Annotated in this window: 21 protein-coding genes; 1 reads left to right on the top strand and 20 read right to left on the bottom strand. The window is 58.6% G+C overall.

Features of this window, described 5'->3' with window-relative positions:
* The 9 genes from rplB to rpsL form a co-directional block, all read right to left on the bottom strand.
* A complete protein-coding gene (gene rplB, locus ADM64_RS03995; protein WP_016422056.1) occupies positions 1-843 on the bottom strand; it encodes a 50S ribosomal protein L2 in 843 nt (280 codons plus the stop codon).
* Between the two features lie 37 nt (positions 844-880).
* A complete protein-coding gene (gene rplW / locus ADM64_RS03990; protein WP_005509869.1) occupies positions 881-1,186 on the bottom strand; it encodes a 50S ribosomal protein L23 in 306 nt (101 codons plus the stop codon).
* Positions 1,186-1,833: a 50S ribosomal protein L4 gene (gene rplD / locus ADM64_RS03985; RefSeq protein ID WP_049190610.1), complete on the bottom strand. Its 648-nt coding sequence runs from the start codon at positions 1,831-1,833 to the stop codon at positions 1,186-1,188. Before rplD ends, rplW begins: the two co-directional genes overlap by 1 nt.
* On the bottom strand, positions 1,830-2,486 hold the full coding sequence (gene rplC, locus ADM64_RS03980) for a 50S ribosomal protein L3 (RefSeq protein ID WP_005509762.1): 657 nt from the start codon (positions 2,484-2,486) through the stop codon (positions 1,830-1,832). The genes rplD and rplC overlap by 4 nt, the downstream gene beginning before the upstream one ends.
* A 31-nt stretch (positions 2,487-2,517) precedes the next feature.
* Positions 2,518-2,823 (bottom strand): 30S ribosomal protein S10, encoded by a 306-nt coding sequence (gene rpsJ / locus ADM64_RS03975; RefSeq protein ID WP_003938093.1) that lies wholly within the window; start codon positions 2,821-2,823, stop codon positions 2,518-2,520.
* Positions 2,824-3,493: 670 nt separating this feature from the next.
* Positions 3,494-4,684, bottom strand: a complete 1,191-nt coding sequence (tuf, locus tag ADM64_RS03970; protein ID WP_016422054.1) for an elongation factor Tu — start codon at positions 4,682-4,684, stop codon at positions 3,494-3,496.
* Positions 4,685-5,186: 502 nt separating this feature from the next.
* A complete protein-coding gene (fusA, locus tag ADM64_RS03965) occupies positions 5,187-7,319 on the bottom strand; it encodes an elongation factor G (protein ID WP_080985608.1) in 2,133 nt (710 codons plus the stop codon).
* Between the two features lie 299 nt (positions 7,320-7,618).
* Positions 7,619-8,089 (bottom strand): 30S ribosomal protein S7, encoded by a 471-nt coding sequence (gene rpsG, locus ADM64_RS03960; protein ID WP_049193220.1) that lies wholly within the window; start codon positions 8,087-8,089, stop codon positions 7,619-7,621.
* Between the two features lie 3 nt (positions 8,090-8,092).
* The gene (rpsL, locus tag ADM64_RS03955) at positions 8,093-8,464 is read right to left on the bottom strand and encodes a 30S ribosomal protein S12 (protein WP_038627636.1); all 372 of its coding nucleotides are present in this window, start codon (positions 8,462-8,464) and stop codon (positions 8,093-8,095) included.
* Positions 8,465-9,006: 542 nt separating this feature from the next.
* On the opposite strand from rpsL, the gene ADM64_RS03950 reads away from it, so the two are divergent.
* Positions 9,007-9,654 (top strand): SDR family oxidoreductase, encoded by a 648-nt coding sequence (locus ADM64_RS03950; protein ID WP_049193219.1) that lies wholly within the window; start codon positions 9,007-9,009, stop codon positions 9,652-9,654.
* 309 nt (positions 9,655-9,963) lie between these two features.
* Here ADM64_RS03950 and ADM64_RS03945 read toward each other — a convergent pair whose 3' ends face one another.
* The 11 genes from ADM64_RS03945 to ADM64_RS03895 form a co-directional block, all read right to left on the bottom strand.
* Complete coding sequence (locus ADM64_RS03945) at positions 9,964-13,935, bottom strand: DNA-directed RNA polymerase subunit beta' (RefSeq protein WP_049193218.1); 3,972 nt, start codon at positions 13,933-13,935, stop codon at positions 9,964-9,966.
* A gap of 148 nt (positions 13,936-14,083) precedes the next feature.
* Entirely contained in the window at positions 14,084-17,572 is a 3,489-nt protein-coding gene (locus ADM64_RS03940) for a DNA-directed RNA polymerase subunit beta (protein ID WP_042388391.1), read from the bottom strand.
* 433 nt (positions 17,573-18,005) lie between these two features.
* Complete coding sequence (locus ADM64_RS03935; protein ID WP_049170045.1) at positions 18,006-18,971, bottom strand: DUF3068 domain-containing protein; 966 nt, start codon at positions 18,969-18,971, stop codon at positions 18,006-18,008.
* A gap of 223 nt (positions 18,972-19,194) precedes the next feature.
* Positions 19,195-19,578, bottom strand: coding sequence for a 50S ribosomal protein L7/L12 (gene rplL, locus ADM64_RS03930; RefSeq protein ID WP_016422047.1), 384 nt, complete (start codon positions 19,576-19,578; stop codon positions 19,195-19,197).
* 124 nt (positions 19,579-19,702) lie between these two features.
* A complete protein-coding gene (gene rplJ / locus ADM64_RS03925) occupies positions 19,703-20,215 on the bottom strand; it encodes a 50S ribosomal protein L10 (protein WP_016422046.1) in 513 nt (170 codons plus the stop codon).
* A 387-nt stretch (positions 20,216-20,602) separates the two neighbouring features.
* On the bottom strand, positions 20,603-21,235 hold the full coding sequence (locus tag ADM64_RS03920) for a hypothetical protein (protein ID WP_049193217.1): 633 nt from the start codon (positions 21,233-21,235) through the stop codon (positions 20,603-20,605).
* A 254-nt stretch (positions 21,236-21,489) separates the two neighbouring features.
* Positions 21,490-22,194, bottom strand: coding sequence for a 50S ribosomal protein L1 (rplA, locus tag ADM64_RS03915; protein WP_016422044.1), 705 nt, complete (start codon positions 22,192-22,194; stop codon positions 21,490-21,492).
* A gap of 101 nt (positions 22,195-22,295) precedes the next feature.
* A complete protein-coding gene (rplK, locus tag ADM64_RS03910) occupies positions 22,296-22,733 on the bottom strand; it encodes a 50S ribosomal protein L11 (protein ID WP_016422043.1) in 438 nt (145 codons plus the stop codon).
* A 316-nt stretch (positions 22,734-23,049) separates the two neighbouring features.
* Positions 23,050-23,922: a transcription termination/antitermination protein NusG gene (gene nusG / locus ADM64_RS03905; RefSeq protein WP_049193216.1), complete on the bottom strand. Its 873-nt coding sequence runs from the start codon at positions 23,920-23,922 to the stop codon at positions 23,050-23,052.
* Between the two features lie 191 nt (positions 23,923-24,113).
* Positions 24,114-24,422, bottom strand: coding sequence for a preprotein translocase subunit SecE (gene secE, locus ADM64_RS03900; RefSeq protein ID WP_016422041.1), 309 nt, complete (start codon positions 24,420-24,422; stop codon positions 24,114-24,116).
* 387 nt (positions 24,423-24,809) lie between these two features.
* On the bottom strand, positions 24,810-26,000 hold the full coding sequence (locus ADM64_RS03895) for an IS1249 family transposase (protein WP_162838042.1): 1,191 nt from the start codon (positions 25,998-26,000) through the stop codon (positions 24,810-24,812).
* Positions 26,001-26,151: the final 151 nt, after the last annotated feature.

Raw genomic sequence — 26,151 nt, 5'->3', positions numbered from 1 at the left:
TTAGCGCTTCTTATTCTTGTTGGTACGACGGCGACGAACGATCAGCTGGTCGCTCGGACGGTTCGGCTTACGGGTGCGGCCTTCCTTCTGGCCCCACGGGGAAACCGGGTGGCGACCACCGGAGGTCTTACCCTCACCACCACCGTGCGGGTGGTCGACCGGGTTCATGACAACACCGCGGACAGTCGGGCGCCAGCCCTTCCAGCGCATACGGCCGGCCTTGCCCCAACGGATATTGATCTGATCCTGGTTTCCGACCTCACCGACGGTTGCACGGCAACGTGCGTCGACGCGACGGATCTCAGAGGACGGCATACGCAGAACTGCGTACTTGCCTTCCTTACCGAGAAGCTGAATAGAAGCACCAGCAGAACGTGCCAGCTGTGCGCCAGCACCCGGCTTGAGCTCCACGCAGTGAATGGTGGAACCGGTCGGGATGTTGCGCAGCGGCAGGTTGTTACCCACCTTGATGTCGGCGTTTGCGCCGGACTCAACGATGGCGCCCTGCTTCAGGTTCTTCGGAGCGATGATGTAGCGCTTCTCACCGTCTGCGTAGTGCAGCAGTGCGATGTTGGCGGTACGGTTCGGGTCGTACTCGATGTGAGCGACCTTTGCCGGAATGCCGTCCTTGTCATTACGACGGAAGTCGATGACACGGTACTGGCGCTTGTGTCCGCCACCCTTGTGGCGAGTGGTGATGTGACCGTGAACGTTACGGCCACCGGTCTTCGACAGCGGGCGCAGCAGAGACTTCTCAGGAGTCGAGCGAGTAATCTCGCTGAACTCGGAGACGGAGCTCTGGCGGCGACCCGGCGTAGTCGGCTTGTACTTACGAATAGCCATACTTTTGCTCTTCCTTAACTTCCTCGTCGGCTAGCGGCTAAGCTGCCGAACCGCCGAAGATGTCGATGGGATCGCTGCCGGCCGCGAGAGTCACGTAGGCGCGCTTGGTGTTCTTGCGCTTGCCGTAGCCGGTGCGGGAACGCTTGCGCTTGCCCTCACGGTTGAGGGTGTTGACGGAAGCGACCTTGGCACCGAAAATCTCCTGGACCGCGATCTTGATCTGGGTCTTGTTAGCGTCGGTGTGGACCAGGAACGTGTAAACGCCCTGCTCCATGAGTCCGTAGGACTTCTCAGACACTACCGGTGCAACAATGATGTCGCGGGGATCTGCGATGGTAGCCATTACTTCTCCTCCTTACCGGCGGTGCGAGTGATGAAGTCATTGAGTGCCTGAACGGCGAAAATGACGTCATCGGCCTTCAGAACGTCGTAGGTGTTCAGCTGATCCTCAGACAGGATGTGGACACCTGGCAGGTTACGAACCGACTTCCACGAGTTGACGTCCTCGCGCGGCAGAACGACGAGCACGTTGCGGCGCTCAGTCAGACGCTCGACGAAAGTACGAGCTGCCTTGGTGGACGGGGTCTGGCCTGGGACCAGTTCCTCGACAACGTGGATGCGGTCGTGGCGAGCACGGTCAGAGAGTGCGCCGCGCAGAGCAGCTGCAATCATCTTCTTCGGGGTGCGCTGGCTGTAGTCGCGCGGCACCGGGCCGTGGACAATGCCACCGCCGGTCCAGTGCGGAGCACGGATCGAACCCTGACGAGCGCGACCGGTACCTTTCTGGCGCCACGGCTTGCGGCCACCGCCGCGAACCTCACCGCGGGTCTTGACCTTGTGGGTGCCCTGGCGAGCTGCTGCACGCTGTGCGACAACAACCTGGTGCATCAGGGCGATGGACACCTCCGCGTCGAACACGGAAGCAGGAAGCTCAACCGAACCGTTCACGCCGCCTTCAGCGGTGTGTACGTCTAGCTTGAGGTTGGTCATGCGTGAGCACCACCCTTCGTGGCAGTCTTAACAACCAGCAGGCCGCCGCGTGCACCCGGAACTGCGCCCTTGATGAGCAGCAGGTTCGCGTCAGCGTCAACCTTCTGGATCTTCAGGTTCTGGGTCGTGACCCGGTCGTTACCCATGCGGCCTGCCATGCGCTTGCCCTTGAAGACGCGTCCTGGCGTGGCGCAAGCGCCAATGCCACCAACACGACGGTGAGCAGCCTGGTTACCGTGAGCAGCACCCTGGCCAGCAAAGCCGTGGCGCTTCATACCACCGGCGAAGCCGTGGCCCTTAGAGGTACCAGTGACGTCGACGTACTCAATTTCGCCGAAGATGTCGACACCAACGGACTGGCCGACCTCGTAAGAGGAAGCGTCCGGGGTGCGAATCTCAACGCTGTGGCGACGCGGGGTCACACCGGCCTTCTTGAAGTGGCCGGCCTCCGGCTTGTTGACCTTACGCGGGTCAATTTCGCCGTATGCAATCTGGACGGCGTCGTAGCCGTCGGTTTCCTTAGTGCGCACCTGAGTCACTACGCACGGCCCAGCCTCAACGACGGTAACCGGAACAACGCGGTTCTCCTCGTCGAAGATCTGAGTCATACCGAGCTTCGTGCCCAGGATGCCCTTGATCTCGTTTTCACTCATTTATCTTGTCTCCGCTACCAAAAGTCCAGGATCACTGAATGTTCACATCGACACTTGCCGGAAGGTCAATGCGCATAAGTGCATCGACGGTCTTCGGCGTTGGATCGAGAATGTCGATCAGACGCTTGTGAGTGCGCATCTCGAAGTGCTCGCGCGAGTCCTTGTACTTGTGCGGCGAACGGATAACGCAGTAAACGTTCTTTTCGGTTGGCAACGGCACCGGGCCAACGACGCGTGCACCCGTACGGGTAACGGTCTCCACGATCTTTCGCGCAGAAGCGTCGATAGCCTCGTGGTCGTAGGCCTTGAGCCTGATGCGGATCTTCTGTCCGGCCACGCTTGTCCTCTCCTCGGTCGGCGCGCCCCAATTAAAGGGGCGTCGACCCTGTCAATGTTTCTCGACGCCGTCAGCAACTATGGCCAGCGCCAGAAATCAAAACTGGGTTGTGCATTACTTCAAAGCGATTTCGTCTTCGATCGTCATGGCAAATTAACTTTTGGCCATGACCCGAGCGGACGAATAACGCCTTGCACTCAAATCCCAGTGGAAAACAAGTCCCCCTCGTGGGGCTCTTCATTTGCCTACTGCCGCTGTTAATTTGCCATGCCACCTCCGACCCCCGCGGTCGGGCGTGTCGCCCATTTTCTCCGTGAGGCACGATCAGGAAGAAACTTCCCTACGTGGTCATGCTCGCCTTACCATAGGCGCTATGTCCAATTTCGTACTGGTTCCCAACTGGGCCTGATACAACAATTGGCGCGAACGCCTTTGTTAAAGCAACCTCCGTATTAAAGCACGTCCGGGCTACGAATGTAAAATCACGATTCCAAAGTGCAACGTACATCACACCCATTACGGCACAGTCTGCTTGACGACGGCTATTGCGCCGCCCCCCACCCCGTCTAGTGTCGGCTATGTACAGATACAAAAATCCCGACTCCCGCTTACGCGGAGTCGGGATTCTTCTAAGACTTAAGTTAAAGCATTTCCCCTATGGGGAGAAACCTTACTTAACGATCTTGGTAACGCGGCCAGCGCCGACGGTGCGGCCACCCTCGCGGATAGCGAAGCGCAGGCCCTCGTCCATTGCGACCGGCTGGATCAGCTTGACAGACATGTCAACGTTGTCGCCCGGCATGACCATCTCGACACCTTCCGGCAGGGAAACGACGCCGGTGACGTCGGTGGTGCGGAAGTAGAACTGCGGACGGTAGTTGTCGAAGAACGGGGTGTGACGGCCGCCCTCATCCTTGGACAGGATGTAGACGGAACCCTCGAACTCGGTGTGCGGGGTGTAAGCGCCCGGCTTAGCAACGATCTGACCGCGCTCGATGTCCTCACGCTTGGTACCGCGGAGCAGCAGACCACAGTTGTCGCCAGCCTCAGCGGAATCCAGCAGCTTGCGGAACATCTCGATACCGGTAACGGTGGTCTTCTGGGACTTCTCCTTGATGCCCAGAATCTCGACCTCGTCGTTAACGTTCAGAACGCCGCGCTCAACACGACCGGTAGCAACGGTGCCGCGACCGGTAATGGTGAAGATGTCCTCAATCGGCATCAGGAACGGCTTGTCGGTCTCGCGAACCGGATCCGGGATGTTCTCGTCGCAAGCTTCCATCAGCTCGACGATGGAGTTGACCCACTTCTCTTCGCCCTCAAGAGCCTTCAGAGCGGAGATGTGGACGATCGGAGCTTCCTCGTCGTAGTCCTGCTCAGCCAGCAGCTCGCGGACCTCCATCTCGACGAGCTCGATGATCTCTTCGTCGTCGACCATGTCGCACTTGTTCAGCGCAACGAGGATGTACGGAACGCCAACCTGGCGAGCCAGCAGAACGTGCTCGCGAGTCTGCGGCATCGGGCCGTCAGTAGCAGCGACAACCAGGATTGCGCCGTCCATCTGAGCAGCACCGGTAATCATGTTCTTGATGTAGTCGGCGTGGCCCGGGGCATCGACGTGAGCGTAGTGGCGCTTCTCCGTCTGGTACTCAACGTGGGAAACGTTGATGGTAATGCCACGTTCCTTCTCTTCCGGTGCCTTATCGATGGCATCGTAAGCGAACGACTCGTTCAGGTCCGGGAACTTGTCAGCCAGAACCTTGGTGATAGCGGCGGTAGTGGTGGTCTTACCGTGGTCAACGTGACCAATGGTACCGATGTTGACGTGCGGCTTCGTACGCTCGAACTTCGCCTTTGCCACTTTTAGTCCTCCTGGAGGTCTAGGTGGCCACGACTCTCGCAGCCACAATTTTGTGGTCACTCAATCCGCCTTCACAACATCAGAAGCCTTCAAGCTGTTCGCTTACGACTTCGGAACGTGCGCGCGCAAAAGAGCACTATTCTTTCACTGTGCCAGTTACTCGATACTAGGGCAGGATACTGGAGTTTTCCAAACCAGACCAACCCCCTAGTTAAGGGTGGGTAACGGCCAGCAACTCACATCGTCATTTACCTGCATAAATGCTAGATATTTGAGTTGCGATTTAAAATCGCCCAACGATATGAATTGCGAGCAGCTACCCCCTAGAGCTTGCCTGTGCTAACACACGCCAACAGTCTGACGATGTCTTAGCACAGTCAAAGCTAGAGGGAATCTACTAAAGCTGCAGACCCTCGCACTGCGTTCCCTAAAAAGAGCGACACTGCAGTGCGTGCAGGGATGGGGTCAGCTCTGATTGAGTGCCCCACCCTGCCGGCGCGATTTAAGCGCCGGTACGAGCTGCAATGATCTCCTCGGCCACGGAGGACGGAACCTCAGCGTAGGAGTCGAAGATCATGGTGTAGTTAGCGCGACCCTGGGTCTTGGAGCGCAGGTCACCAACGTAGCCGAACATCTCGGACAGCGGAACCAGAGCCTTGACAGCCTTGACGCCGGTGCGGTCTTCCATGGAGTTGACCTGGCCACGACGGGAGTTGATGTCGCCGATAACTTCGCCCATGTACTCTTCCGGAGTAATGACCTCAACGGCCATCATCGGCTCGAGCAGGACCGGCTTAGCCTTCTGAACAGCTTCCTTCATAGCCTGCTGACCAGCGATCTTGAAGGCCATTTCAGAGGAGTCAACTTCGTGGTAAGCACCATCGAGCAGGGTTGCCTTGATGTTCACCAGCGGGTAGCCAGCGAGGGTACCGTACTGCATTGCGTCCTGAATACCAGCGTCGACAGACGGGATGTATTCCTTCGGAACACGACCACCAGTGACCTCGTTGACAAACTTGTAAGTGGTGGACTCGCCCTCTTCCACCTCGTCAGTAGCCGGAGCGTACGGCTCCAGAGCAATAATGACGCGGGCGAACTGACCCGAACCACCGGTCTGCTTCTTGTGGGTGTACTCGAACTTCTCGACCGGCTTGCGGATGGTCTCGCGGTAAGCAACCTGCGGGTTACCGATGTTTGCTTCAACCTTGAACTCGCGCTTCATGCGGTCAACCAGGACGTCGAGATGGAGCTCGCCCATACCGCCGATAACGGTCTGGCCGGTTTCCTCATCCAGGTGAACAGTGAAGGTCGGATCCTCTTCAGCCAGACGCTGAATAGCGGTACTCAGCTTCTCCTGGTCGGCCTTGGACTTGGGCTCAATAGCAACGTCGATAACCGGATCCGGGAAGGACATGGACTCCAGAACAATCGGAGCATCCTGTGCACACAGGGTGTCACCGGTGGTGGTGTCCTTCAGACCAATGAAGGCGTAGATGTTACCTGCCACTGCCTCGTCAACAGGGTTCTCCTTGTTGGCGTGCATCTGGAACAGCTTACCGACGCGCTCCTTCTTGTCCTTGGTGGCGTTCAGGACCTGCTGACCAGGCTCCACGCGACCGGAGTAAACGCGGACGAAGGTCAGCTTGCCGAAGAACGGGTGAGCAGCAATCTTGAATGCGAGAGCGGAGAACGGCTCATCCTTAGACGGCTTACGGACCATTTCGACGTCCTCGTCGCCCATCTGGTGGCCGTGAACTTCACCGATGTCCAGCGGATTCGGCAGGAAGTCAATGACAGCGTCGAGCAGCGGCTCAACACCCTTGTTCTTGTAGGCGGTACCACAGTAGACCGGGTAGACCTCAGAGTTCAGGACCATCTTGCGGATGGCACCCTTGATCTCGTCCATGGTCAGCTCTTCGCCACCGAAGTACTTCTCCATGAGCTCCTCGTCGGACTCAGCGACGGTCTCAATGAGCTTCTCACGGTACTCGTTAGCCTTGTCGACCATGTCCGCCGGAATCTCCTCGACCTGCGCAGGAGTACCGATCTCAACCTTGCCCGGCCACATGAGGGCCTTCATCTCCAGCAGGTCAACAACGCCGTCGAAGTCATCCTCAGCGCCAATCGGCAGCTGCATAACCAACGGCTTAGCACCGAGGCGGTCAACGATGGTGCCAACGGTGTAGTAGAAGTCAGCGCCCAGCTTGTCCATCTTGTTGACGAAGCAAATACGCGGGACATCGTACTTCTGAGCCTGACGCCAAACCTGCTCAGACTGCGGCTCGACACCTTCCTTACCGTCGAAGACTGCGACGGCACCGTCGAGCACACGCAGGGAACGCTCAACCTCAACGGTGAAGTCGACGTGGCCCGGGGTATCGATGATGTTGATCTGGTTGTCGTTCCAGAAACAGGTCACAGCAGCGGAGGTAATGGTAATACCGCGCTCCTTCTCCTGCTCCATCCAGTCGGTTGTGGACGCACCATCGTGAGTCTCGCCGACCTTGCGGTTAATACCCGTGTAGTACAGGATGCGCTCGGTCGTAGTCGTCTTACCAGCATCGATGTGCGCCATGATGCCGATGTTGCGGACCTTGTGGAGGTCCTTCTTTACGGGAAGTGCACCTTCAGCCACTTGATTCCCCACTCGTTTCAAATCGGTTTGGCGGTGAGACTCAATCACGGGATTGCAATTGGCCGTCAAATCCGCCGTCGGTCGGGTTTGCTTTATCTATAATGCCACCGTCTTGGCGCGAAGTCGCGCCGTGACGTACACCTATTGCGTAAATTCTACGCAAGACATCGGGTGTAAGCGCCGGGCTGGCCCCTATTGAGTGACCCTTAAAGATCTGTGGACCTCGACCGACGCGCGCCGTTGACATACCGGCAGCTGCTTTACGACGGTGACCACTCGCGGCCTCCGTCGATAAGCGATTACCAGCGGTAGTGAGCGAATGCGCGGTTAGCTTCCGCCATCTTGTGAGTGTCCTCACGACGCTTGACGGATGCACCCAGGCCGTTGGATGCATCGAGGATCTCGTTAGCGAGACGCTCGGTCATGGTGTTCTCACGTCGCTGACGGGAGAACATCAGCAGCCAGCGCAGTGCCAGCGTGGTGCCGCGGCCCGGGCGAACCTCGACCGGGACCTGGTAGGTGGCGCCACCAACACGGCGGGAACGAACCTCAAGAGCCGGCTTGACGTTCTCGATTGCGCGCTTCAGAGTCAGCACCGGATCAGTACCGGTCTTCTCTTCGCACATCTCAAGTGCACCGTAGACGATGCGCTCTGCAGTCGACTTCTTACCGTCGATCAGAACCTTGTTGACCAGCTGCGACACCAGAGGGGAGCCGTAGACCGGGTCGTTGACGACAGGACGCTTCTGTACTGGGCCCTTACGTGGCATGGCTTACTTCTCCTTCTTTGCGCCGTAGCGGGAACGAGCCTGCTTGCGGTCCTTGACGCCCTGGGTGTCAAGGGAACCACGGACGATCTTGTAGCGGACACCCGGGAGGTCCTTAACACGACCACCGCGAACGAGCACCATGGAGTGCTCCTGCAGGTTGTGGCCCTCACCCGGAATGTAAGCCGAAACCTCGACACCGGAGGTCAGGCGAACACGAGCGACCTTACGAAGAGCCGAGTTCGGCTTCTTCGGGGTGGTGGTGTAAACACGGGTGCAAACGCCGCGGCGCTGAGGGGAACCCTTCAGAGCTGCGGTTGCAACCTTAGCCTTCTTGTCATGGCGGCCCTTGCGGACCAGCTGCTGAATAGTGGGCATGAAGCCTCTTTCTGTTTTCAATCCTCGCTGGACATTCTCACGACCGATGCCAACCGCAGCGGAGTAACCACCTTCCGTGTGAATGCATCACAAGAAAAGTTATTACTCATCCAGTGGTGAGCCCATCGGTTGAACGCAAGAAATGGAGGGATTTTGAACGTGCGAAACCCAGTCAGCCGCTCTCGCTGGCCTACTGGGTAATGTCTCAAGTTCCCAATTCTTTTCTGGGATCGTTGTATAACAGTACGCGAGCTGCGGGTTTAGTCCAAACACCCTGGTAATGGCCTATAAATTTCAAGCACTTTGAGCGCTTGTGGGCTTGGTGATCAAATTTTTGGGTGTTCAGCACGGCGCGCCTCGCCCCAAAAGACGCAGACGTTACTATGCCGGTTTGAATCGATAACTCGGCCAATTCTGCCGTCCGTTCGGTTTGCCCATAGTACTGTCCTGCATCAGCGCTGGAGAAACTTAATCGCCATGTTCACCACAGGCGAATGCCTTCTTCATTGCCAGCAGTGTACTGGCAGCGTATAGGTGGGGACATGTCTAAGAAGGTTATTGTCATTGGCGGCCACGGCAAGGTGGCCCAAATCGCTACTCCCCTACTTATCGACGATGGCTACGAGGTCACGTCTGTTATTCGCAACCCCGACCAGGTTCCGGATATCGAGGCTCTCGGCGCCACACCAGCCGTTTACGACATCGCCAGTCTCTCAACCGAACAGTTTGCGGACCTTCTCAGCGGGCACGACGCTGTGATTTGGTCCGCCGGCGCTGGTGGAGGTTCACCAGAACGGACGTACGCGATCGACCGCGACGCAGCTATTACTTCGATTGCCGCAGCCGAGCAGGCTGGCGTTAAGCGCTACGTGATGGTCTCTTACTTTGGTGCGGGCCACGACCATGGCGTTCCAGAGGATCACAGCTTCTTTGCCTATGCCGAGTCCAAGGCTGCAGCCGACGAAGCGCTGCGCGCTTCAAACCTGGAATGGACCATTCTCGGCCCGAGTGCGCTCACGCTCAACGAGGGCCAGGATTCCATCGACACCACGGCGGACAAGGCAGGCGAGGTCGCTCGTGCGACCGTTGCCAATGTCATCGCGCAGACCGTGTTCAACGAGGCTACCGTTGGTCGCATGATTAACTTCAACGAGGGCAACACCCCGATTGCAGAGGCTCTCAAGATGTAGAGGAAGGAGGCCGGGACGGACCCCTAGCCCTCCCTCCCTCCCCTGCCTCTGCCTCTGTTCCTATCGCCTTTCTTCAGTCTCCAGCCGAGTTTTCCAGTTGGGTTTCCTCGACAAAGAAAAATCCTCCGGCACGACCGTGACGAACTAGCAATCCGCTAGTAAGCCACAACTGTGCCGGAGGATTTTTCCGGTTGCCACCTAACAGGTAGAGCACGAAGCCCCAACTGTTAGGCGAGGTGCTTTGCCAGACAGTGACCGAGGGAATTCTCCCGCTCCCCCCCCCAGCCACTGCCGCAAAGCTATTGGTTTTTACTCGAAGGTTCCGATGTCATCCAGCGGAACTGCGGAACCGACCTGGTCGATGCCGTAGGTGTCCTCGGCGCCGTAGAAGCCCTCACCGAAGGAAGCGAACGGAGCGGCTGCCTGGCGGGCAGCTTCCTCAGTCGGCTCAACCGTGATGTTGCGGTAGCGCGAGATACCCGTACCAGCCGGAATCAGCTTACCGATGATCACGTTCTCCTTCAGGCCGATGAGCTTATCCGAGCGCTTGTTGATAGCGGCGTCGGTAAGCACGCGTGTCGTCTCCTGGAAGGAGGCGGCGGACAGCCAGGACTCGGTGGCCAGCGATGCCTTGGTAATACCCATCAGCACGCGACGGCCCTCGATGACGCTGCCACCGGAGGCGACAATCTCGCGGTTCTTAGCCATGACCGTGGAGCGCTCGACCAGTGCACCTGGCAGCAGGTCGGAGTCACCTGGCTTAGACACAATCACGCGGCGCAGCATCTGGCTGACGATAACCTCGATGTGCTTGTCGTGAATGGCCACACCCTGATCACGGTAGACCGACTGGACTTCCTCGATGAGGTGGCGCTGGACGCCTCGGCGGCCCAGAACCTCGAGGACCTCGTGCGGATCGGCAGCGCCCTTGAGCAGCTGCTGACCCTTGACCACGTGGTCACCATCGCGGATGGCGCGACGACGGCCATCGACGGTGATCTCAGCCAGGCCCTGACGCTTGGACAGCTTGTCGTATACGACCTCGTCCTCGCTGTTGGCATCCGGGATGAGGGTGAGCGTGTAGAAGTGCTCGTCCTCCTCCAGGCGCACGCGACCGTTTTCGCGGACCAGCGGAGCCTTGTTCTTCGGCACGCGGGCCTCAAACAGCTCCTGGACACGCGGCAGACCACCGGTAATGTCGCCACCGACACCACCCTGGTGGAACGTACGCATGGTCAGCTGGGTACCCGGCTCACCAATGGACTGCGCAGCAACAATACCGACAGCCTCTCCGATGTCGACCAGCTTGCCGGTTGCCATCGAGCGACCGTAGCACTTGGCACAGACACCGGTTGCGGTGGAACAGGCCAGAACCGAGCGGACCTTGACTTCCTTGACACCGTGGCTGAGAGCCAGGGTGATGTGGTCGTCGTTCAGGTCGGTGTCAGCCGAGATAAGGACATTGCCCTCAGCGTCGGTGACATCGGCTGCCAGCACACGAGCAATCGCGGCAGTCTCGACGTACTTCGCACGACGAATCTCGCCGGTCGGGTTACCGGCTGCGTCCAGAACATCCTCGCCGATCTCGACAATGACACCATCGTGGGTGCCACAGTCCTCTTCGCGAACGATGACGTCCTGCGCAACGTCGACCAGACGACGGGTCAGGTAACCCGAGTCAGCGGTACGAAGCGCGGTATCGGCCAGACCCTTACGGGAACCGTGCGAGTTGTTGAAGTACTCGAGAACCGACAGGCCTTCGCGGAAGGAGGTCTTAATCGGACGGGTGATGTATTCACCACGCGGGTTCGTAACCATGCCCTTCATGCCGGCCAGCGAGTGAATCTGGCCCATGTTACCGGCAGCACCCGACTTCACGATCATCGGAATCGGATTGTCATCCGGGTACAGAGCCTCGACCTTTTCACCGACCTCAGCCGTCGCGGCCTTCCACAGGTTAACCAGCGACTCGTGACGCTCAGCAGCCGAGAGCTTACCGCGGCGGAACTTCTTCTCCACCGTGGCGGCCTTCTCTTCGTAGCCGTTCAGGATCTCCCGCTTGTTCGGGAGAACCAGCACGTCAGACATAGCAATGGTGACACCAGAACGGGTAGCCCAGTAGAAACCAGCATCCTTGAGCTTGTCGACGGTCTGAGCGACCGTGATCATCGGGTACTTGGCAGCCAAGTCGTTGATGATCGCAGCCTGCGGCTTCTTAGCCATAACGCCTTCGACGTATGGGTAGTTCCACGGCAGCAGGTCGTTGAACATAACGCGACCCAGCGTGGTCGAAGCCAGCCAGGTATCGCCCTTGTTCCAACCGTCTGGGAACTGCTCGGCCTCAATCTCGGCCGGCGGACGCAGGTGGCTGATGCGAACCTTAATCGGGCTCTGCAGGCCAATTGCACCGCGGTCGTAAGCCATGATGGCCTCGGCCGGGCTGGTGTAAATACCCTGCTCCGGTGCGTCCTCGGTGGCATCCTGGTGGCCACCCGGCAGCTCCGGCTTCTCCAGCGTCAGGAAGTACAGGCCAGTGACCATATCCAGACGCGGCATAGCCAGCGGCTTACCGGAAGCCGGTGACAGAATGTTGTTCGAGGACAGCATCAGGACACGAGCCTCGGCCTGTGCTTCAGCGGACAGCGGCAGGTGGACTGCCATCTGGTCACCGTCGAAGTCAGCATTGAAAGCTTCACATGCCAGTGGGTGCAGCTGAATTGCCTTACCCTCAACCAGGACCGGCTCGAACGCCTGAATACCCAGGCGGTGCAGCGTAGGTGCACGGTTCAGCAGGACCGGGTGTCCGGTAATGACATCTTCGAGGACGTCCCAGACCTCTGGGCGCTGACGCTCAACCATGCGCTTTGCGCTCTTGATGTTCTGCGCGTAGCTCTTGGCCACGAGCTCCTTCATCACGAACGGCTTGAACAGCTCGAGAGCCATCAGCTTCGGCAGACCACACTGGTGCAGCTTCAGCTGCGGGCCGACGATAATAACCGAACGGCCGGAGTAGTCAACACGCTTACCCAGCAGGTTCTGACGGAAACGACCCTGCTTACCCTTGAGCAGGTCGCTCAGGGACTTCAGCGGGCGGTTACCCGGACCAGTGACCGGGCGGCCACGACGCCCGTTGTCGAACAGTGCGTCAACGGATTCCTGAAGCATGCGCTTCTCGTTGTTGACGATGATCTCCGGAGCGCCGAGGTCGATCATGCGCTTCAGGCGGTTGTTGCGGTTGATGACACGACGGTAGAGGTCGTTCAAGTCCGAGGTCGCAAAGCGGCCACCGTCGAGCTGCACCATCGGGCGCAGCTCCGGCGGAATCACCGGGATGCAGTCAAGCACCATAGCGGCCGGGTCGTTGCCGGACTGCAGGAATGCAGTGACAACCTTCAGGCGCTTGAGGGCGCGCATCTTCTTCTGTCCCTTGCCGTCGCGAATAATCTCGCGCAGCTCCTCGGCCTCCTTGGCCAGGTCGAAGTTGCGGATCAGGGTCTGAATAGCCTCAGCACCCATACCACCGGTGAAGTAGTCCTCGTAGCGGTCGACGAGCTCGGTGTAAATACCCTCGTCGATAATCATCTGCTTCGGCTCGAGCTTGATGAAGGTGTTCCAAATCTCATCGAGACGATCCAGCTCGCGCTGGGCGCGCTCACGGATGTGGCGCATCTCGCGCTCGGCTGCAGACTGAACCTTCTTGCGGGCGTCAGCCTTGGCACCGGCTGCCTCGAGCTCAGCCAGATCCTCTTCCAGGGTCTGGGCGCGCTCGGCCAGCTCCTGGTCGCGGTCGTCCTCAACCAGCTTCTTGTCCACGAGCATGTCTGCTTCGAGGGTTTCCTGGTCGTTGTGGCGAGCCTCTTCATCCACAGAAGTGATGATGTTGGCAGCGAAGTAGATGATCTTTTCCAGATCCTTCGGAGCCAAGTCGAGCAGGTAGCCGAGGCGGGACGGCACACCCTTGAAGTACCAGATGTGAGTGACCGGAGCGGCCAGCTCAATGTGGCCCATGCGCTCACGGCGAACCTTCGACTTGGTCACCTCAACGCCACAGCGTTCACAGATGATGCCCTTGAAGCGAACGCGCTTGTACTTACCACAAGCACACTCCCAGTCACGGGTCGGGCCGAAGATACGCTCACAGAAAAGGCCATCCTTTTCCGGCTTCAGCGTACGGTAGTTAATCGTCTCGGGCTTCTTGACCTCACCGCGAGACCAGCGGCGGATGTCGTCGGCGGTAGCGAGCCCAATCCGGAGCTCGTCAAAGTTGTTGACGTCGAGCACCTGTTTTCCCTTTCCCTCCGCATCGAAGTAATGCGGAAACCAAATTCTCTGCGGAGGTTTTTGTACGTTGTCGTCTGTGTTGGGTTATTCGCGAGTTAGGGCTTCCCGACCCTGATACTCACGCAATGTTTCGTCGTTAAGCGAGAAACTATGCGGAGTCAGCGTCGGAACGCTCATCGCGGGACAGGTTAATGCCGAGGGATGCGGTCGCGTGGTCGAGTTCCTCATCGTCGGAGGAGCCCAACTCAACCGGAACGCCGTCGGCCGAAAGGACCTCAACGTTCAGGCAGAGCGACTGCAGTTCCTTCAGAAGCACCTTGAACGACTCCGGAATACCCGGATCCGGAATGTTGTCGCCCTTCACGATTGCCTCGTAGACCTTGACGCGGCCAACCACGTCATCGGACTTGATGGTGAGCAGCTCCTGCAGGGTGTAGGCAGCGCCGTATGCCTGCATTGCCCACACCTCCATCTCACCGAAGCGCTGACCACCGAACTGGGCCTTACCACCCAGCGGCTGCTGGGTAATCATGGAGTACGGACCGGTGGAACGAGCGTGAATCTTCTCGTCGACCAGGTGGTGCAGCTTCAGCATGTACATGTAGCCCACCGAAACCGGGAACGGGAACTTCTCGCCAGAGCGGCCGTCGAACAGCGTGGCCTTACCGTCAGCGTTGACCAGCACCTCGCCGTCACGGTTCGGGCGGGACGACGCGAGCAGACCAGCGAGCTCCTCGTTCTCAGCACCGTCGAACACTGGGGTTGCGACCAGGGAGTCGGACGGAACGTCGTGCAGGTCTGCCGGAAGACGCTTAGCCCAATCCGGGTCGCCCTCAATGCTCCAGCCGGCCTTCGCCAGCCAGCCGAGGTGAACCTCGAGGACCTGGCCGATGTTCATACGACGCGGAACACCGTGGGTGTTCAGAATGATGTCGACCGGGGTGCCGTCCGGCAGGAACGGCATGTCCTCCTGCGGCAGGATCTTGCCGATAACACCCTTGTTACCGTGGCGACCTGCCATCTTGTCGCCGTCCTGGATCTTGCGCTTCTGCGCAACGTAGACGCGGACCATCTCGTTGACACCCGGTGCCAGGTCGTCATCGTCTTCACGGGAGAAGACGCGGACGCCGATGACCTTGCCGGACTCACCGTGCGGAACACGCATGGAGGTGTCACGGACCTCGCGGGACTTCTCGCCGAAGATAGCGCGCAGCAGGCGCTCCTCCGGAGTCAGCTCAGTCTCGCCCTTCGGCGTGGTCTTAGCGACCAGGATGTCACCGTCGCGAACGTCGGCACCGATGCGGACGATACCGCGGTCATCCAGATCCTTCAGCATCTCCTCGGATGCGTTCGGGATGTCACGGGTGATTTCCTCCGGACCCAGCTTGGTGTCGCGGGCATCAATCTCGTGCTCCTCGATGTGAATCGAGGTCAGGATGTCCTCCTCAACCATGCGCTGGTTCAGGATGATGGCGTCCTCGTAGTTGTGTCCTTCCCACGGCATGAATGCCACGAGCAGGTTCTTACCAAGTGCCATCTCACCGTTGTCGGTACCCGGACCGTCAGCGATGACCTGGCCGGCCTCAACACGCTGGCCTTCGTCAACCAGAGGCTTCTGGTTGTAGCAGGTGCCCTGGTTGGTGCGTTCAAACTTGCGCAGCAGGTAGGTGTGGCGCTGGCCCTCATCATCCATGATGGTGATGAAGTCTGCCGACACGGTCTCGACCACACCGGTGGCCGAAGCGACAATGACATCGCCGGCGTCGTAAGCAGCACGCTGCTCCATACCAGTACCGACGAACGGAGCCTCCGAACGCAGCAGCGGCACAGCCTGGCGCTGCATGTTCGCACCCATCAGGGCACGGTTAGCGTCGTCGTGCTCGAGGAACGGAATCATGGCGGTAGCCACAGAGACCATCTGACGCGGGGAAACATCGAGGTAGTCGACCTCATCGGCGCGGACGGACTCGACGTCACCACCCTTCTTACGAACAGACAGAGTCTCCTGAACAAAGTGGCCGTTCTCGTCGATCGGGGTGTTGGCCTGCGCGACGACGTAGCGGTCTTCCTCATCAGCGGTGAGGTAGTCGACCTCGTCGGTGATGACACCATCGCGGACGCGACGGTACGGAGTCTCAATGAAACCGAACGGGTTCACGCGTGCGTAGCAGGACAGCGAACCAATCAGACCAATGTTCGGACCCTCTGGGGTCTCAATTGGACACATGCGACCGTAGTGGGACGGGTGAACGTCTCGAACCTCAAGGCCAGCACGGTCACGGGTCAGACCACCCGGGCCCAGTGCGGACAGACGACGCTTGTGGGTCAGACCCGACAGCGAGTTGTTCTGGTCCATGAACTGGGACAGCTGGGAAGTACCGAAGAACTCACGGATAGCCGCGGAAACCGGGCGCACGTTAATCAGGGTGGTCGGCTGGATCGACTCCACGTCCTGAGTGGTCATGCGCTCACGAACCACGCGTTCCATGCGGGACAGACCCACGCGGACCTGGTTCTGAATCAGCTCGCCTACGGTACGCAGACGACGGTTACCGAAGTGGTCGATATCGTCGGTCTCAACCGGGATCTCGACACCTTCCGGCGAGGTCATAACATTCTCGCCGTCGTGCAGGCGCACAAGGTATTCGATGGTGGTAGCAATATCCTGCTCGGTCAGAACCATCTCGCCGGAGGCATCAGCGCCCAGACCCAGCTTGCGGTTGACCTTGTAGCGACCGACCTTAGCCAGGTCGTAGCGCTTCGGCTTGAAGAAATTGTTCTCCAGCAGAGCCAGCGCGGACTCGCGCGTCGGCGGCTCACCCGGGCGCTGCTTGCGGTAAATCTCCAGCAGAGCCTCGTCGGTGTTTGCAACACCGTCCTTCTCCAGGGTGGCCATCATGATCTCAGAGAAGCCGAAGCGCTCCTTGATCTCCTCGGTGGTCCAGCCGAAAGCCTTCAGCAGAACCGTGACCGGCTGGCGACGCTTACGGTCAATACGAACGCCGACGGTGTCCCGCTTGTCGACGTCGAACTCCAGCCACGCACCGCGCGACGGAATAATCTTCACCGAGTGCAGCGGGCGCTCGGTGGACTTGTCGATGGTCTCATCGAAGTAGACACCCGGAGAGCGCACCAGCTGAGAAACAACGACACGCTCAGTTCCGTTGACGATGAACGTACCCTTGTCCGTCATCATCGGGAAGTCACCGATGAAGACGGTCTGGCTCTTGATCTCACCGGTCTCGCGGTTGGTGAACTCCGCGGTGACGTAGAGGGGAGCCGAGTAGTTGATGTCCTTATCCTTGGACTCATCCACGGTGTTCTTGACGGAGTCGAACCATGGGTCCGACAGCGTCAGGGACATCTTCTGGGAGTAGTCCTCGATCGGAGAGAGCTCTTCTAGAATATCTTCGAGACCGCTGGTAACCCGAGCGTCTTCTCCGAGCTCCTCCTGGCGACGAGCACGCCACTCAGGCGTGCCAATGAGCCATGCGAAAGACTCACGCTGCAGGTCGAGCAGACCAGGAACCGCAATCGGCTCCTGAATCTTTGCAAACGAGTACCTCTTCGAAGCTCCGGGAATACCGGTTACTGCCTTGGTCTGGCGGGAGACTGCCAAGATGCGTCCTTCCAGCACCTCACGCGGTGGAGCACACCGGCAACCGGTGGTGCGCTCCGCCCGCTTGGTTTATACGCGATTCAAGTTGCAGGAATTATTTCTGTTGCGCACCGGGATACTTTGCGTCTAACCTTTGGTCACACACGAAAGTGATTCCCCCGCCACTTGGCCTCCAAGACCAGCCTTTAAAGGCGAGCCCCCGAGCCCTAACGGCGGCGCCGCAGCAACTCCTTTAACAGCTAGATGCACGAAAAACGGTGCTACATAATAGCCCCGCGCTCCGAGCGCAAACTATAAAAGAGCTGGCGACAGATACACTAATTCCAGCGCAACGATTTAGCCTATATCAAAAACTGGCAGTTGTCTAGTACAACTTGACAAATCGGGCGTGTCGCATTCACCCGTTACCGATATAACGATGAGGCCTGGGCGCTATGGCCGTCGTAAAGCGTTACTCTGCTTTACGACGGGTCGAAGGACGCACGATGCCCACGATTGCGATGAATACCAGAATCGAACCGGACGCAATGAGGCCGATTGACCACGGCTCTAGAGCTGGGCGCTGGAAATTCTGTATTGCGCCAAAGAGAAGCTGATTGGAAAGGCCTTCGTCCATCTTGCCGTTGAAGCGCAGGTAGTCCATGATCGGCTCGCCATCGCGGGTCTCCCACCAAAGGTGGATGTCCTCGGCCATATCGATGACCGAGCCAGACTTGGGCTCAACCCACAAATCACGGGTGCCCTGGTACTGGAGGAAGCCGGACTTGTCATCCTGGGTTAGCTGAGAGACATAAGAACGGTACTTCTGGGCGAGATTCGTCTTCTCAATGTCCTGACGGAAATGCAGGACACGGTTACCACCGCGCTCCTCTTCCCCGACAAACTTTGCTGGCAAGGAATCGTGGAGGAGATCATCAAAGATCAGGTATTCCTTTTCCTCCGTGTCGGCCGGGAGCTTCACCCAGTTCCCCTCGAAAGCCACTGACCGTGGAACGCCCGCCATGCGGTCGACAAGTGTCGCAGGAGCCAGCGCCTCGCCGGTGAGTCGGTCGATGGTAACTGTCCAGATATTGGCCTCGATAAGCTCCGTCAGCGGGTCGGTGCCGATAACCTCAGGGGGAAGCTCACGCATTTCAGTCACGCCGACGCGGAGCGAAACCTTGTCCGCATCCGCGGGTTCGATGAGCACGCCGTGAAGCTGTCGCTGCAGCGGCGAGTGCACTTCTTCCCGCTTGCCCTCTTCGTTAATCCTGGTGGATACGCCGTCTTCCGCCCGCAGGGTATACGACACCGGCGGCAGGTCAAGCGGCATTTTGGGATCAACATTGAGCACTTTGGGCAGCAAAATGCCAGCAGCAAGCAGTGCGGTGCCTAGACCCAACAGAAGGATAGACAGAATTCTCGGCCGTGAGAGCATGTTAGATACTTTACAGGCCAATAAGGGTAATCAAGACAATGAGTGGGCTGGTTTTTGCCTCAACTCCCTGTGACGGGTGAGATTAGTGAGGTTTTGCCCGGGTCAGGCGGGTTAGCAAAGGCCCCAGAAACAAAAGAACCGCCAACCCCGGGCACGAAGCCCAGAATTGGCGGTCATAATTGGTAGCTTTAGGCCACTACCGGGGCCGAGGCAAGTATTTGAATTACTTGAGGGCAACCTTTGCGCCAGCCTCTTCCAGCTTAGCCTTAGCAGCCTCAGCGTCGTCCTTGGAAGCACCCTCCAGGATAGCCTTCGGAGCGGACTCAACCATCTCCTTAGCCTCCTTCAGGCCCAGGCCGGAGACGATCTCGCGGACAGCCTTAATAACGCCGATCTTCTTAGCGCCAGCGTCCTCGAGGACGACGTCGAACTCGTCCTTCTCCTCAGCAGCAGCCTCGCCGCCAGCAGCGCCTGCAGCAGCAACTGCAACCGGAGCAGCAGCGGTGACGTCGAACTCTTCCTCGAAAGCCTTCTTGAACTCGGTGAGCTCAACGAGGGTCATTTCCTTGAAAGCCTCGAGCAGTTCCTCAGTGGTGTACTTAGCCATGGATATTCTCCTATGAGTGTGGTGCGGCCGCTCCCCTCAGAGATCCCTGGGGTCGAAGCCGTCAAAGTGATATTGAAAAGTTTTTCGCGTGATTTAGTTCGCGTAGATCGCGAGCCGCTCGGGATTACTTCTTTTCCTCGAGTGCCGCAGCAAGGCGGGCAACCGAGGAGGTCGGAGCGTCGAGCAGGCCAGCGACGTTCGCCAGAACGCCGTTGAAGGCACCAGCCAGCTTTGCCAGCGTGGTCTCACGGTTATCCATATCCGCAAGAGCCTCGAACTGTGCTGCATCCATTGCAGCACCGTCCATGTAGCCGCCCTTGATCACGAGGTTCTTGTTGTCACCGGCGAACTTCTTAATCGCCTTAGCCGCATCCACAGCCTCGCCCTTGATGAAGGCGACTGCAGTCGGGCCGTTCAGGTGCTCATCAAGACCCTCAATCCCTGCCTCGTCGGCAGCGATCTTGATCATGGTGTTCTTGGCGACGGAGTACTTAACATCAGCACCGAGGGCGCGACGCAGTTCCGTGATTTCCGCAACGGACAGGCCGCGGTACTCAGTCAGCACGATAGCGTTGGACTCTTCAACGTCCTGCTTCAGCGCTGCAACAGCTGCAATCTTCTCAGCATTTGCTGCCATGTGTACTCTCGCCTCCTTCCTGGTCTTTGCAATTTTCCGCTCGGCCAAGTGAAGGATTCTTTTGCGCAAATACAACAAACGCCCCAATCCTCGCACAAGGATGGGGCGCACAATTCTTGTGGCATGTTCCACTTCAACTCCGCCGACGCCGTGGTCAGCAGGTGAAGTTAAACTGCGCAAGCGCTTCCAAGTCCTCCTGCGTGGGCCGCTCACTGTATTCCTACAATGAAACCTTCAATCCGCTTCTTTCAAAGCGAATGACCGACGGTCTTCGGTGAAACTTGAGTACCAACCTCCATCTTCCCAACTCGATGTTGGTACCGATTGGAAGCCGGTCAAACTTCGTGAAGAAACTTTATACCAGACCCTGGCAATTAACCAAATCGCCTATCCAAACCGCGCCGCACCTGGCTCTCCGAAGCGGCCGAACTCCAGGTCCTTCTCACGTTGCTGGACAATCATCTCGAGCTCGGCAAAGTACGCATTCAGGTCATCGTCGGCAAGCCAGAGCACTTGGTCGGCGTAGTCGAGTACCACGCGCACCATGTCGTCGGGATGCGCGTCTAACCTAGCGGCGTCGAGAATATCCACGGTCAGTGTCAGCGCCACACGCACGACCGGCGGAATCTGCAATGCCAGGCGCTGTTGCGCCACGACATTGCGCAGCTCCACGGCTTCCATCCGCGCAATGATGCGCAACAACCGCACTACGACGACCTGCGCCGCCCGAGCTTGCAGAGCTTCCTCCTCACTCATCCCCGGAAGCACCACAGAATCCTGGATATTGCGGCGAAGGACCTCAGCTACGCGCTCGTCCTCCCCTAGCCCCGTCAGTACCTCGCCCAGCAGCGTCTGCCCCGCGATGCGCAGGCAGGGCATGTCATAGGCATCGTCGCCCAACGAATCAAGGTACGAGATGAGCTGCGGTTCAATAATTCCGGAACCGTCGTCGAGCTGCGCCAGGCGATTAATCTCGCCGAGCGCCTCCAGCCCTTCTTCGGGTTCCAAAATTAACGTCATAGTCGCGATTTTAAGCAACAAACTTTGGCTGTGAGTCCATTTCGCCTGGATTAGTTGTTTGGATTAGCAATTCGCTTTACGACGTCTACCGCGCCCAAGCCCCCACCGCGCTATCGATACCCCTTATGCCAATGCAAAACCGCCACCTCACACACTGTGGGAAAGTGCGCGCGGCGGCGGTTTTAAAGAGCTTTGCTCAGAGTCGCTCTCGAGTGACTCATGAAGAGCACACTCACCTATCGGCTGATGCTGATTTAGGCGGTGTAGTCCTTGATCACGCTGGTGTCAACCGGGATGCCCGGGCCGTTGGTGGCGGAGACGGTGATCTTCTTCAGGTACTTACCCTTAGCAGCGGACGGCTTGAGGCGCATCAGCTCGTCGATAAGCGCACCGTAGTTCTCGGCCAGCTTCTCAGCGTCGAAGGAAGCCTTACCGATAACAGCCTGCAGGTTTGCAGCCTTGTCAACGCGGAAGGAAATCTTACCGCCCTTGATCTCGGTGACAGCCTTAGCGACATCCGGGGTAACGGTGCCGGTCTTCGGGTTCGGCATCAGACCACGCGGGCCGAGGATACGAGCCACGCGGCCAACCTTGGCCATCTGGTCCGGGGTAGCGATAGCAGCGTCGAAGTCGGTCCAGCCGCCCTGAATCTTCTCGATCAGCTCCTCGGAACCGACGAAGTCAGCGCCGGCCTCTTCAGCCTTGGTGGCGTTCTCGCCAGCAGCGAAGACGACAACGCGGACGGTCTTACCGGTGCCGTTCGGCAGGGAGACAGTGCCGCGAACCAGCTGGTCAGCCTTGCGCGGGTCAACGCCCAGGCGGATGGCAACGTCGATGGTGGCGTCGTAGTTCTTGGAGGAGGTCTCCTTGGCCAGGTTAGCGGCCTCGAGCGGAGAGTAGATGCGGCCGGCGTCGATCTTCTCGGCGGCGGCGCGGTATGCCTTAGAGTTCTTGCTCATGAAAAGTCCAATCTCAATTAAGTGAAATGGTTGGATTGTGGTGTGTAGCGGGCCGAAGCTGGCCCTACCACTTGATGAAGGAGCAGCTAAACGCTGACGGTTTACTTTGCGCCCTCGACGGTGATGCCCATGGAGCGAGCGGTACCGGCGATGATGCGTGCACCCATCTCGATGTCGTTAGCGTTCAGGTCCGGCTTCTTCAGCTCGGCGATTTCCTTGCACTGCTCCCAGGTCACGGAACCGACCTTGTTGGTGTGCGGAACGCCAGAGCCCTTCTGAATGCCAGCGGCCTTCAGCAGCAGCTTAGCTGCCGGCGGGGTCTTCAGAACGAAGGTGAAGGAGCGGTCTTCGTAGACGGAGATTTCAACCGGGACAACGTTGCCACGCTGGTTCTCAGTTGCTGCGTTGTAAGCCTTGCAGAACTCCATGATGTTGACACCATGGGCACCCAGTGCCGGACCAACCGGCGGAGCCGGGTTAGCCTGACCAGCCTGAATCTGCAGCTTAATAATCGCAGAAAGCTTCTTCTTCGGAGCCATCGGATTAACCTACTTCCTAGTTACCGGGGCACGCCGCCCCGATGAAAAGGCGACTCACCCCGTCCGGATGCCGACGCTTTACGACGACCCTTGCGCCCTCGACCATCATGGCCACTGGCGCTGGTCATTGAGTTGGTGCCAGCCACCGGGGATACGAATTACTTGGCGCATCTGTGCTCAAGGCACAAAAATGCACGCCTGGCTACGTTACCGCAGCGTATGGCGTGCATCAAAATCCGTTACCGGATTGGTTGCGCGAGCGAGCTAGCTGGTGCCTTGCTCGGCGCTTGGCTTGGCGGCCGGCTTAGTGCGAGGCCTAGTTCAGCTTCTCGACCTCATCGATGCCCAGCTCGACCGGGGTCTCACGGCCGAAGATGGAAACCAGAGCTTTCATGCGGCCGGTGTCCGGGTCGATCTCGGAGATGGTCGCAGCCACGGATGCGAACGGACCGGACAGGATGGTGACGGACTCGCCGACCTCGTAGTCGATGGCGACGGCCTTCTTCTCCGCCTGCGGCGCCGCTGCGACAGCCAGCTCACCGTCAGCATTTGCAGCTTCTTCAGCGGCGTCCGCGGTGATGGTCTCCTTCGGCATGAGGAACTTAGCGACCTCGCGAATCTTGACCTTGGACGGCTGGCCCTCGCTACCGACGAAGGAAGTAACACCCGGGGTGTCGCGGACGACGGACCAGGACGGGTCATCCAGGCTCATACGAACCAGAACGTAGCCCGGCAGCAGCTTGCGCTTAACGATCTTCTTCTTGCCGTCGTCCTTGCGCTCTTCGACTTCCTCAACCGGAACGATGACCTCGTGGATCTGCTCATCGACACCCATGGTCTGGGCGCGCATTTCCAGGTTGGTCTTCACCTTGTTCTCGTAGCCGGAGTAGCACTGGATGATGTACCAGTCGCCCGGACGACGCTTGAGCTCACGCTGGAACTCGCGCAGGCGCTTACGGTACTCGGCATCTGCGTCAGCAGCTGCCTGTGCCTCAGCGTCAGCGGCAGTCTCCTCTGCCGGCGCTGCTTCTGCTGCAGCAGAGTCAGCTGCGGCTGCGTCGGCTGCGGCTGCGTCGGCTGCACCCTCGGCCGGAGCTTCTACCTGAGCCGGTGCGCCCTGCGCATCCTGCTCAGTTGCGGCAGCATCCGCGGACTGGGCGTCGGAGAAAATATTCTGACCATCATTCATGTCGTGCTAACCCCTCTTGTATCTACATCAACGGTTCGCGACATTGGCATCTTCGCCTAAAGAGTCTTAAGAGCCAATATGCCATCCGCAATCACTTCGCACAGCCAGACACCAGCTGCGCTAACGAATAATCCCGCCGTCCGGAACTCGGAGGCGGGATGAAAAGCATCACTGCGAAACAGTATAACCGATTACTTGCCCAACACCGATCGGACACCCAGACCGGCCAGCGTGTCCACACCCCACACGAGAGCGATCATGGCAATCAGGAACAGAATCACGATGATGCTGTAGGTGACCATCTGGCGGCCGGTCGGCCAAATCACCTTGCGCAGCTCGTCAACAACCTGCTTGATGAAAACCAAAGGGTTACGAGTCGAAAGCTCGTTGGTCTCCTTCTCACGCGCAGGCTTCTTCGCCACGGTGGTCTGCGCGCCCGTCGCCTGGCGCTTACCGGACGGGCGAGCCGCCGCCTGGAAAGTCTGGTTTTCCTCAGACACGATGCTCCTTCGCTACTTCGTGCATATGAGACCTAAAGATACTGCACAGTGAAACTCAAACGTGAATTCTTCAAGGGCAAACTCCGGGGAAGTTCTCCGGAGCCAAGCCCCCCACTGTGCAGAGCAAGTCTGGTTCAGTGCGTAAATTCTAGCCGATAATCCACACTATCGAAGAAATGCCCTTCGTGGGAACCGCAGGCTTCGAGATTCGATTCTGACAACCCCAAAGAGCCACGGGCTGCTCGCTCGGGCTGCTCGCTTCGGCCGCTCGCTCGGGGATGCGAACTTGGGGCTGCAAATGTGAAACTGTATGGGTTTATGACACTTTCGGGTTAAGTAGCAAAAAGTGTGTCCGCTCGGCGTGTTGCGGGGCGGGCACACCGTTTGTTACTTCATGGGGCCTTTTCTGATTCCTATCGAGTGTTCGTACTCGGTTGGGATAGCGTTGTCGTAGAAGGCTGGTCGGCCTGTTTCATGGTCGGCTTTGTTGTGGTCTTCTTCGACAAGATCGTTGACTTTGGCGAGTTGATCTTGGCCGAAATTGCACTGCCTGGCGATCTTTAATGGGTCGTCAGGCAGTTGCGTTTTCGAGTGCAGGTACCACTCGAGCATTTTTCGTTGGCGTTCCCCGGACCTGCCGCGATGCGCGTCGGCGATGCGTTTGAGCCCGGCGTTGATGCCGCCTTCCAGACTGTTTGTCGTTGAAGCCCAGCGTTGAGGCTCAAGCGCATTCGGTGGTGGCTGCAGGTAGGTAAACAGCCATCCTTTCCGTGAGAGGTGCAGCAGGGAGTTGTATGCCTTGCGAACTCGCAGATGGGTCCATTCCCACTGGTTGTTGAGTGTGCGGCGCTCTTTTGACACGGGCGTTTTCTCGTTGAGGAATGCTTTGAATACCTGTCCGAAGTCGTGCAGACGCAGCGTCCACTCCCGTGCCTGGTCGAGTGTGGTGATACGGGTCAGTTTCAACGCCAGGGCGTAGATGGCTTTGCCGGCGTCGGTGCGTGGTCGTGATGTGGTGTAGCGGCGGATGACGCGTTGCGCATGGACGAGGCATCGTTGGATTATCGCGTTCGGCCAGCAGGCTTTAATCGCAGTAAGTGCGCCTTGTCCGCCGTCGAGGACGACGCAGAGCGGCTCAGCGATTTTGCGGAGTAGCTGCGTGTAGGCGTGGGCGGTTTCGTGTTTGGTCCAGTGCCATGCGATGACGTGGTCGTGGCTGGCTGCGACGAGCAAGCATCCGGCGGCGGTGTAGGTACCGTCGATGAAGATCTGGTCGTAGATGCGCTGTGGGTCACCGTCGTTGGGGATGTCGATGAGCCAGAACGGTTTGAATCGGCGGTCAAGTGTCCAACGGCTTACCCCTTGTTGCTGGGCGAGTTCAGACAACGTTGCTGTGGAGGTGGCATAAGAGACGAAGGCTTTAAAGTCGCGGGTCTGCGTGCGGTCGGTGCGGGTTCGTGTCGTGGAACTGCCGCAGTTCGGGTCCTTGCATCGCCACCTGGTTGTGCCTTTAGAAGTGGTTCCGTTTTTCTTCATTTGCCCAGCGCATATCGGGCATCGTGGTCTGTTTTTACTCACCCGGAAAGCACACCAACCCCCGATTAGCACATGCGGGTGCCATTCCGGTGGATTGAACACTAATCGGGCGGATATAAGGTCTTGATGCTTATATCCGCCCGATTTACCCAGCCTAATCAGCAGTAATGCTGAAAGTCAGACACACTTTTTG

The organism is Corynebacterium sp. 401_CJEI (genome assembly GCF_001076435.1).
Classification (GTDB): Bacteria; Actinomycetota; Actinomycetes; order Mycobacteriales; family Mycobacteriaceae; genus Corynebacterium; species Corynebacterium jeikeium_D.
The sequence above is the reverse complement of the archived record's forward strand: the minus strand, read 5'-3'. Positions and strand labels throughout refer to the sequence as shown.

Coding starts and splice junctions, on each gene's coding strand:
- ADM64_RS03935 (WP_049170045.1), bottom strand. CDS start 18,971: ATGCTCTCACGGCCGAGAATTCTGTCTATCCTTCTGTTGGGTCTAGGC.
- rplJ (WP_016422046.1), bottom strand. CDS start 20,215: ATGGCAGCAAATGCTGAGAAGATTGCAGCTGTTGCAGCGCTGAAGCAG.
- ADM64_RS03920 (WP_049193217.1), bottom strand. CDS start 21,235: ATGACGTTAATTTTGGAACCCGAAGAAGGGCTGGAGGCGCTCGGCGAG.
- rpsG (WP_049193220.1), bottom strand. CDS start 8,089: ATGCCACGTAAGGGCCCAGTACAGAAGCGTCCTGTCGTCAACGACCCG.
- rplD (WP_049190610.1), bottom strand. CDS start 1,833: ATGACCAACCTCAAGCTAGACGTACACACCGCTGAAGGCGGCGTGAAC.
- ADM64_RS03950 (WP_049193219.1), top strand. CDS start 9,007: ATGTCTAAGAAGGTTATTGTCATTGGCGGCCACGGCAAGGTGGCCCAA.
- nusG (WP_049193216.1), bottom strand. CDS start 23,922: ATGAATGATGGTCAGAATATTTTCTCCGACGCCCAGTCCGCGGATGCT.
- rplK (WP_016422043.1), bottom strand. CDS start 22,733: ATGGCTCCGAAGAAGAAGCTTTCTGCGATTATTAAGCTGCAGATTCAG.
- rplW (WP_005509869.1), bottom strand. CDS start 1,186: ATGGCTACCATCGCAGATCCCCGCGACATCATTGTTGCACCGGTAGTG.
- rplA (WP_016422044.1), bottom strand. CDS start 22,194: ATGAGCAAGAACTCTAAGGCATACCGCGCCGCCGCCGAGAAGATCGAC.
- rpsL (WP_038627636.1), bottom strand. CDS start 8,464: ATGCCCACTATTCAGCAGCTGGTCCGCAAGGGCCGCCATGACAAGAAG.
- rplB (WP_016422056.1), bottom strand. CDS start 843: ATGGCTATTCGTAAGTACAAGCCGACTACGCCGGGTCGCCGCCAGAGC.
- rplL (WP_016422047.1), bottom strand. CDS start 19,578: ATGGCTAAGTACACCACTGAGGAACTGCTCGAGGCTTTCAAGGAAATG.
- rplC (WP_005509762.1), bottom strand. CDS start 2,486: ATGAGTGAAAACGAGATCAAGGGCATCCTGGGCACGAAGCTCGGTATG.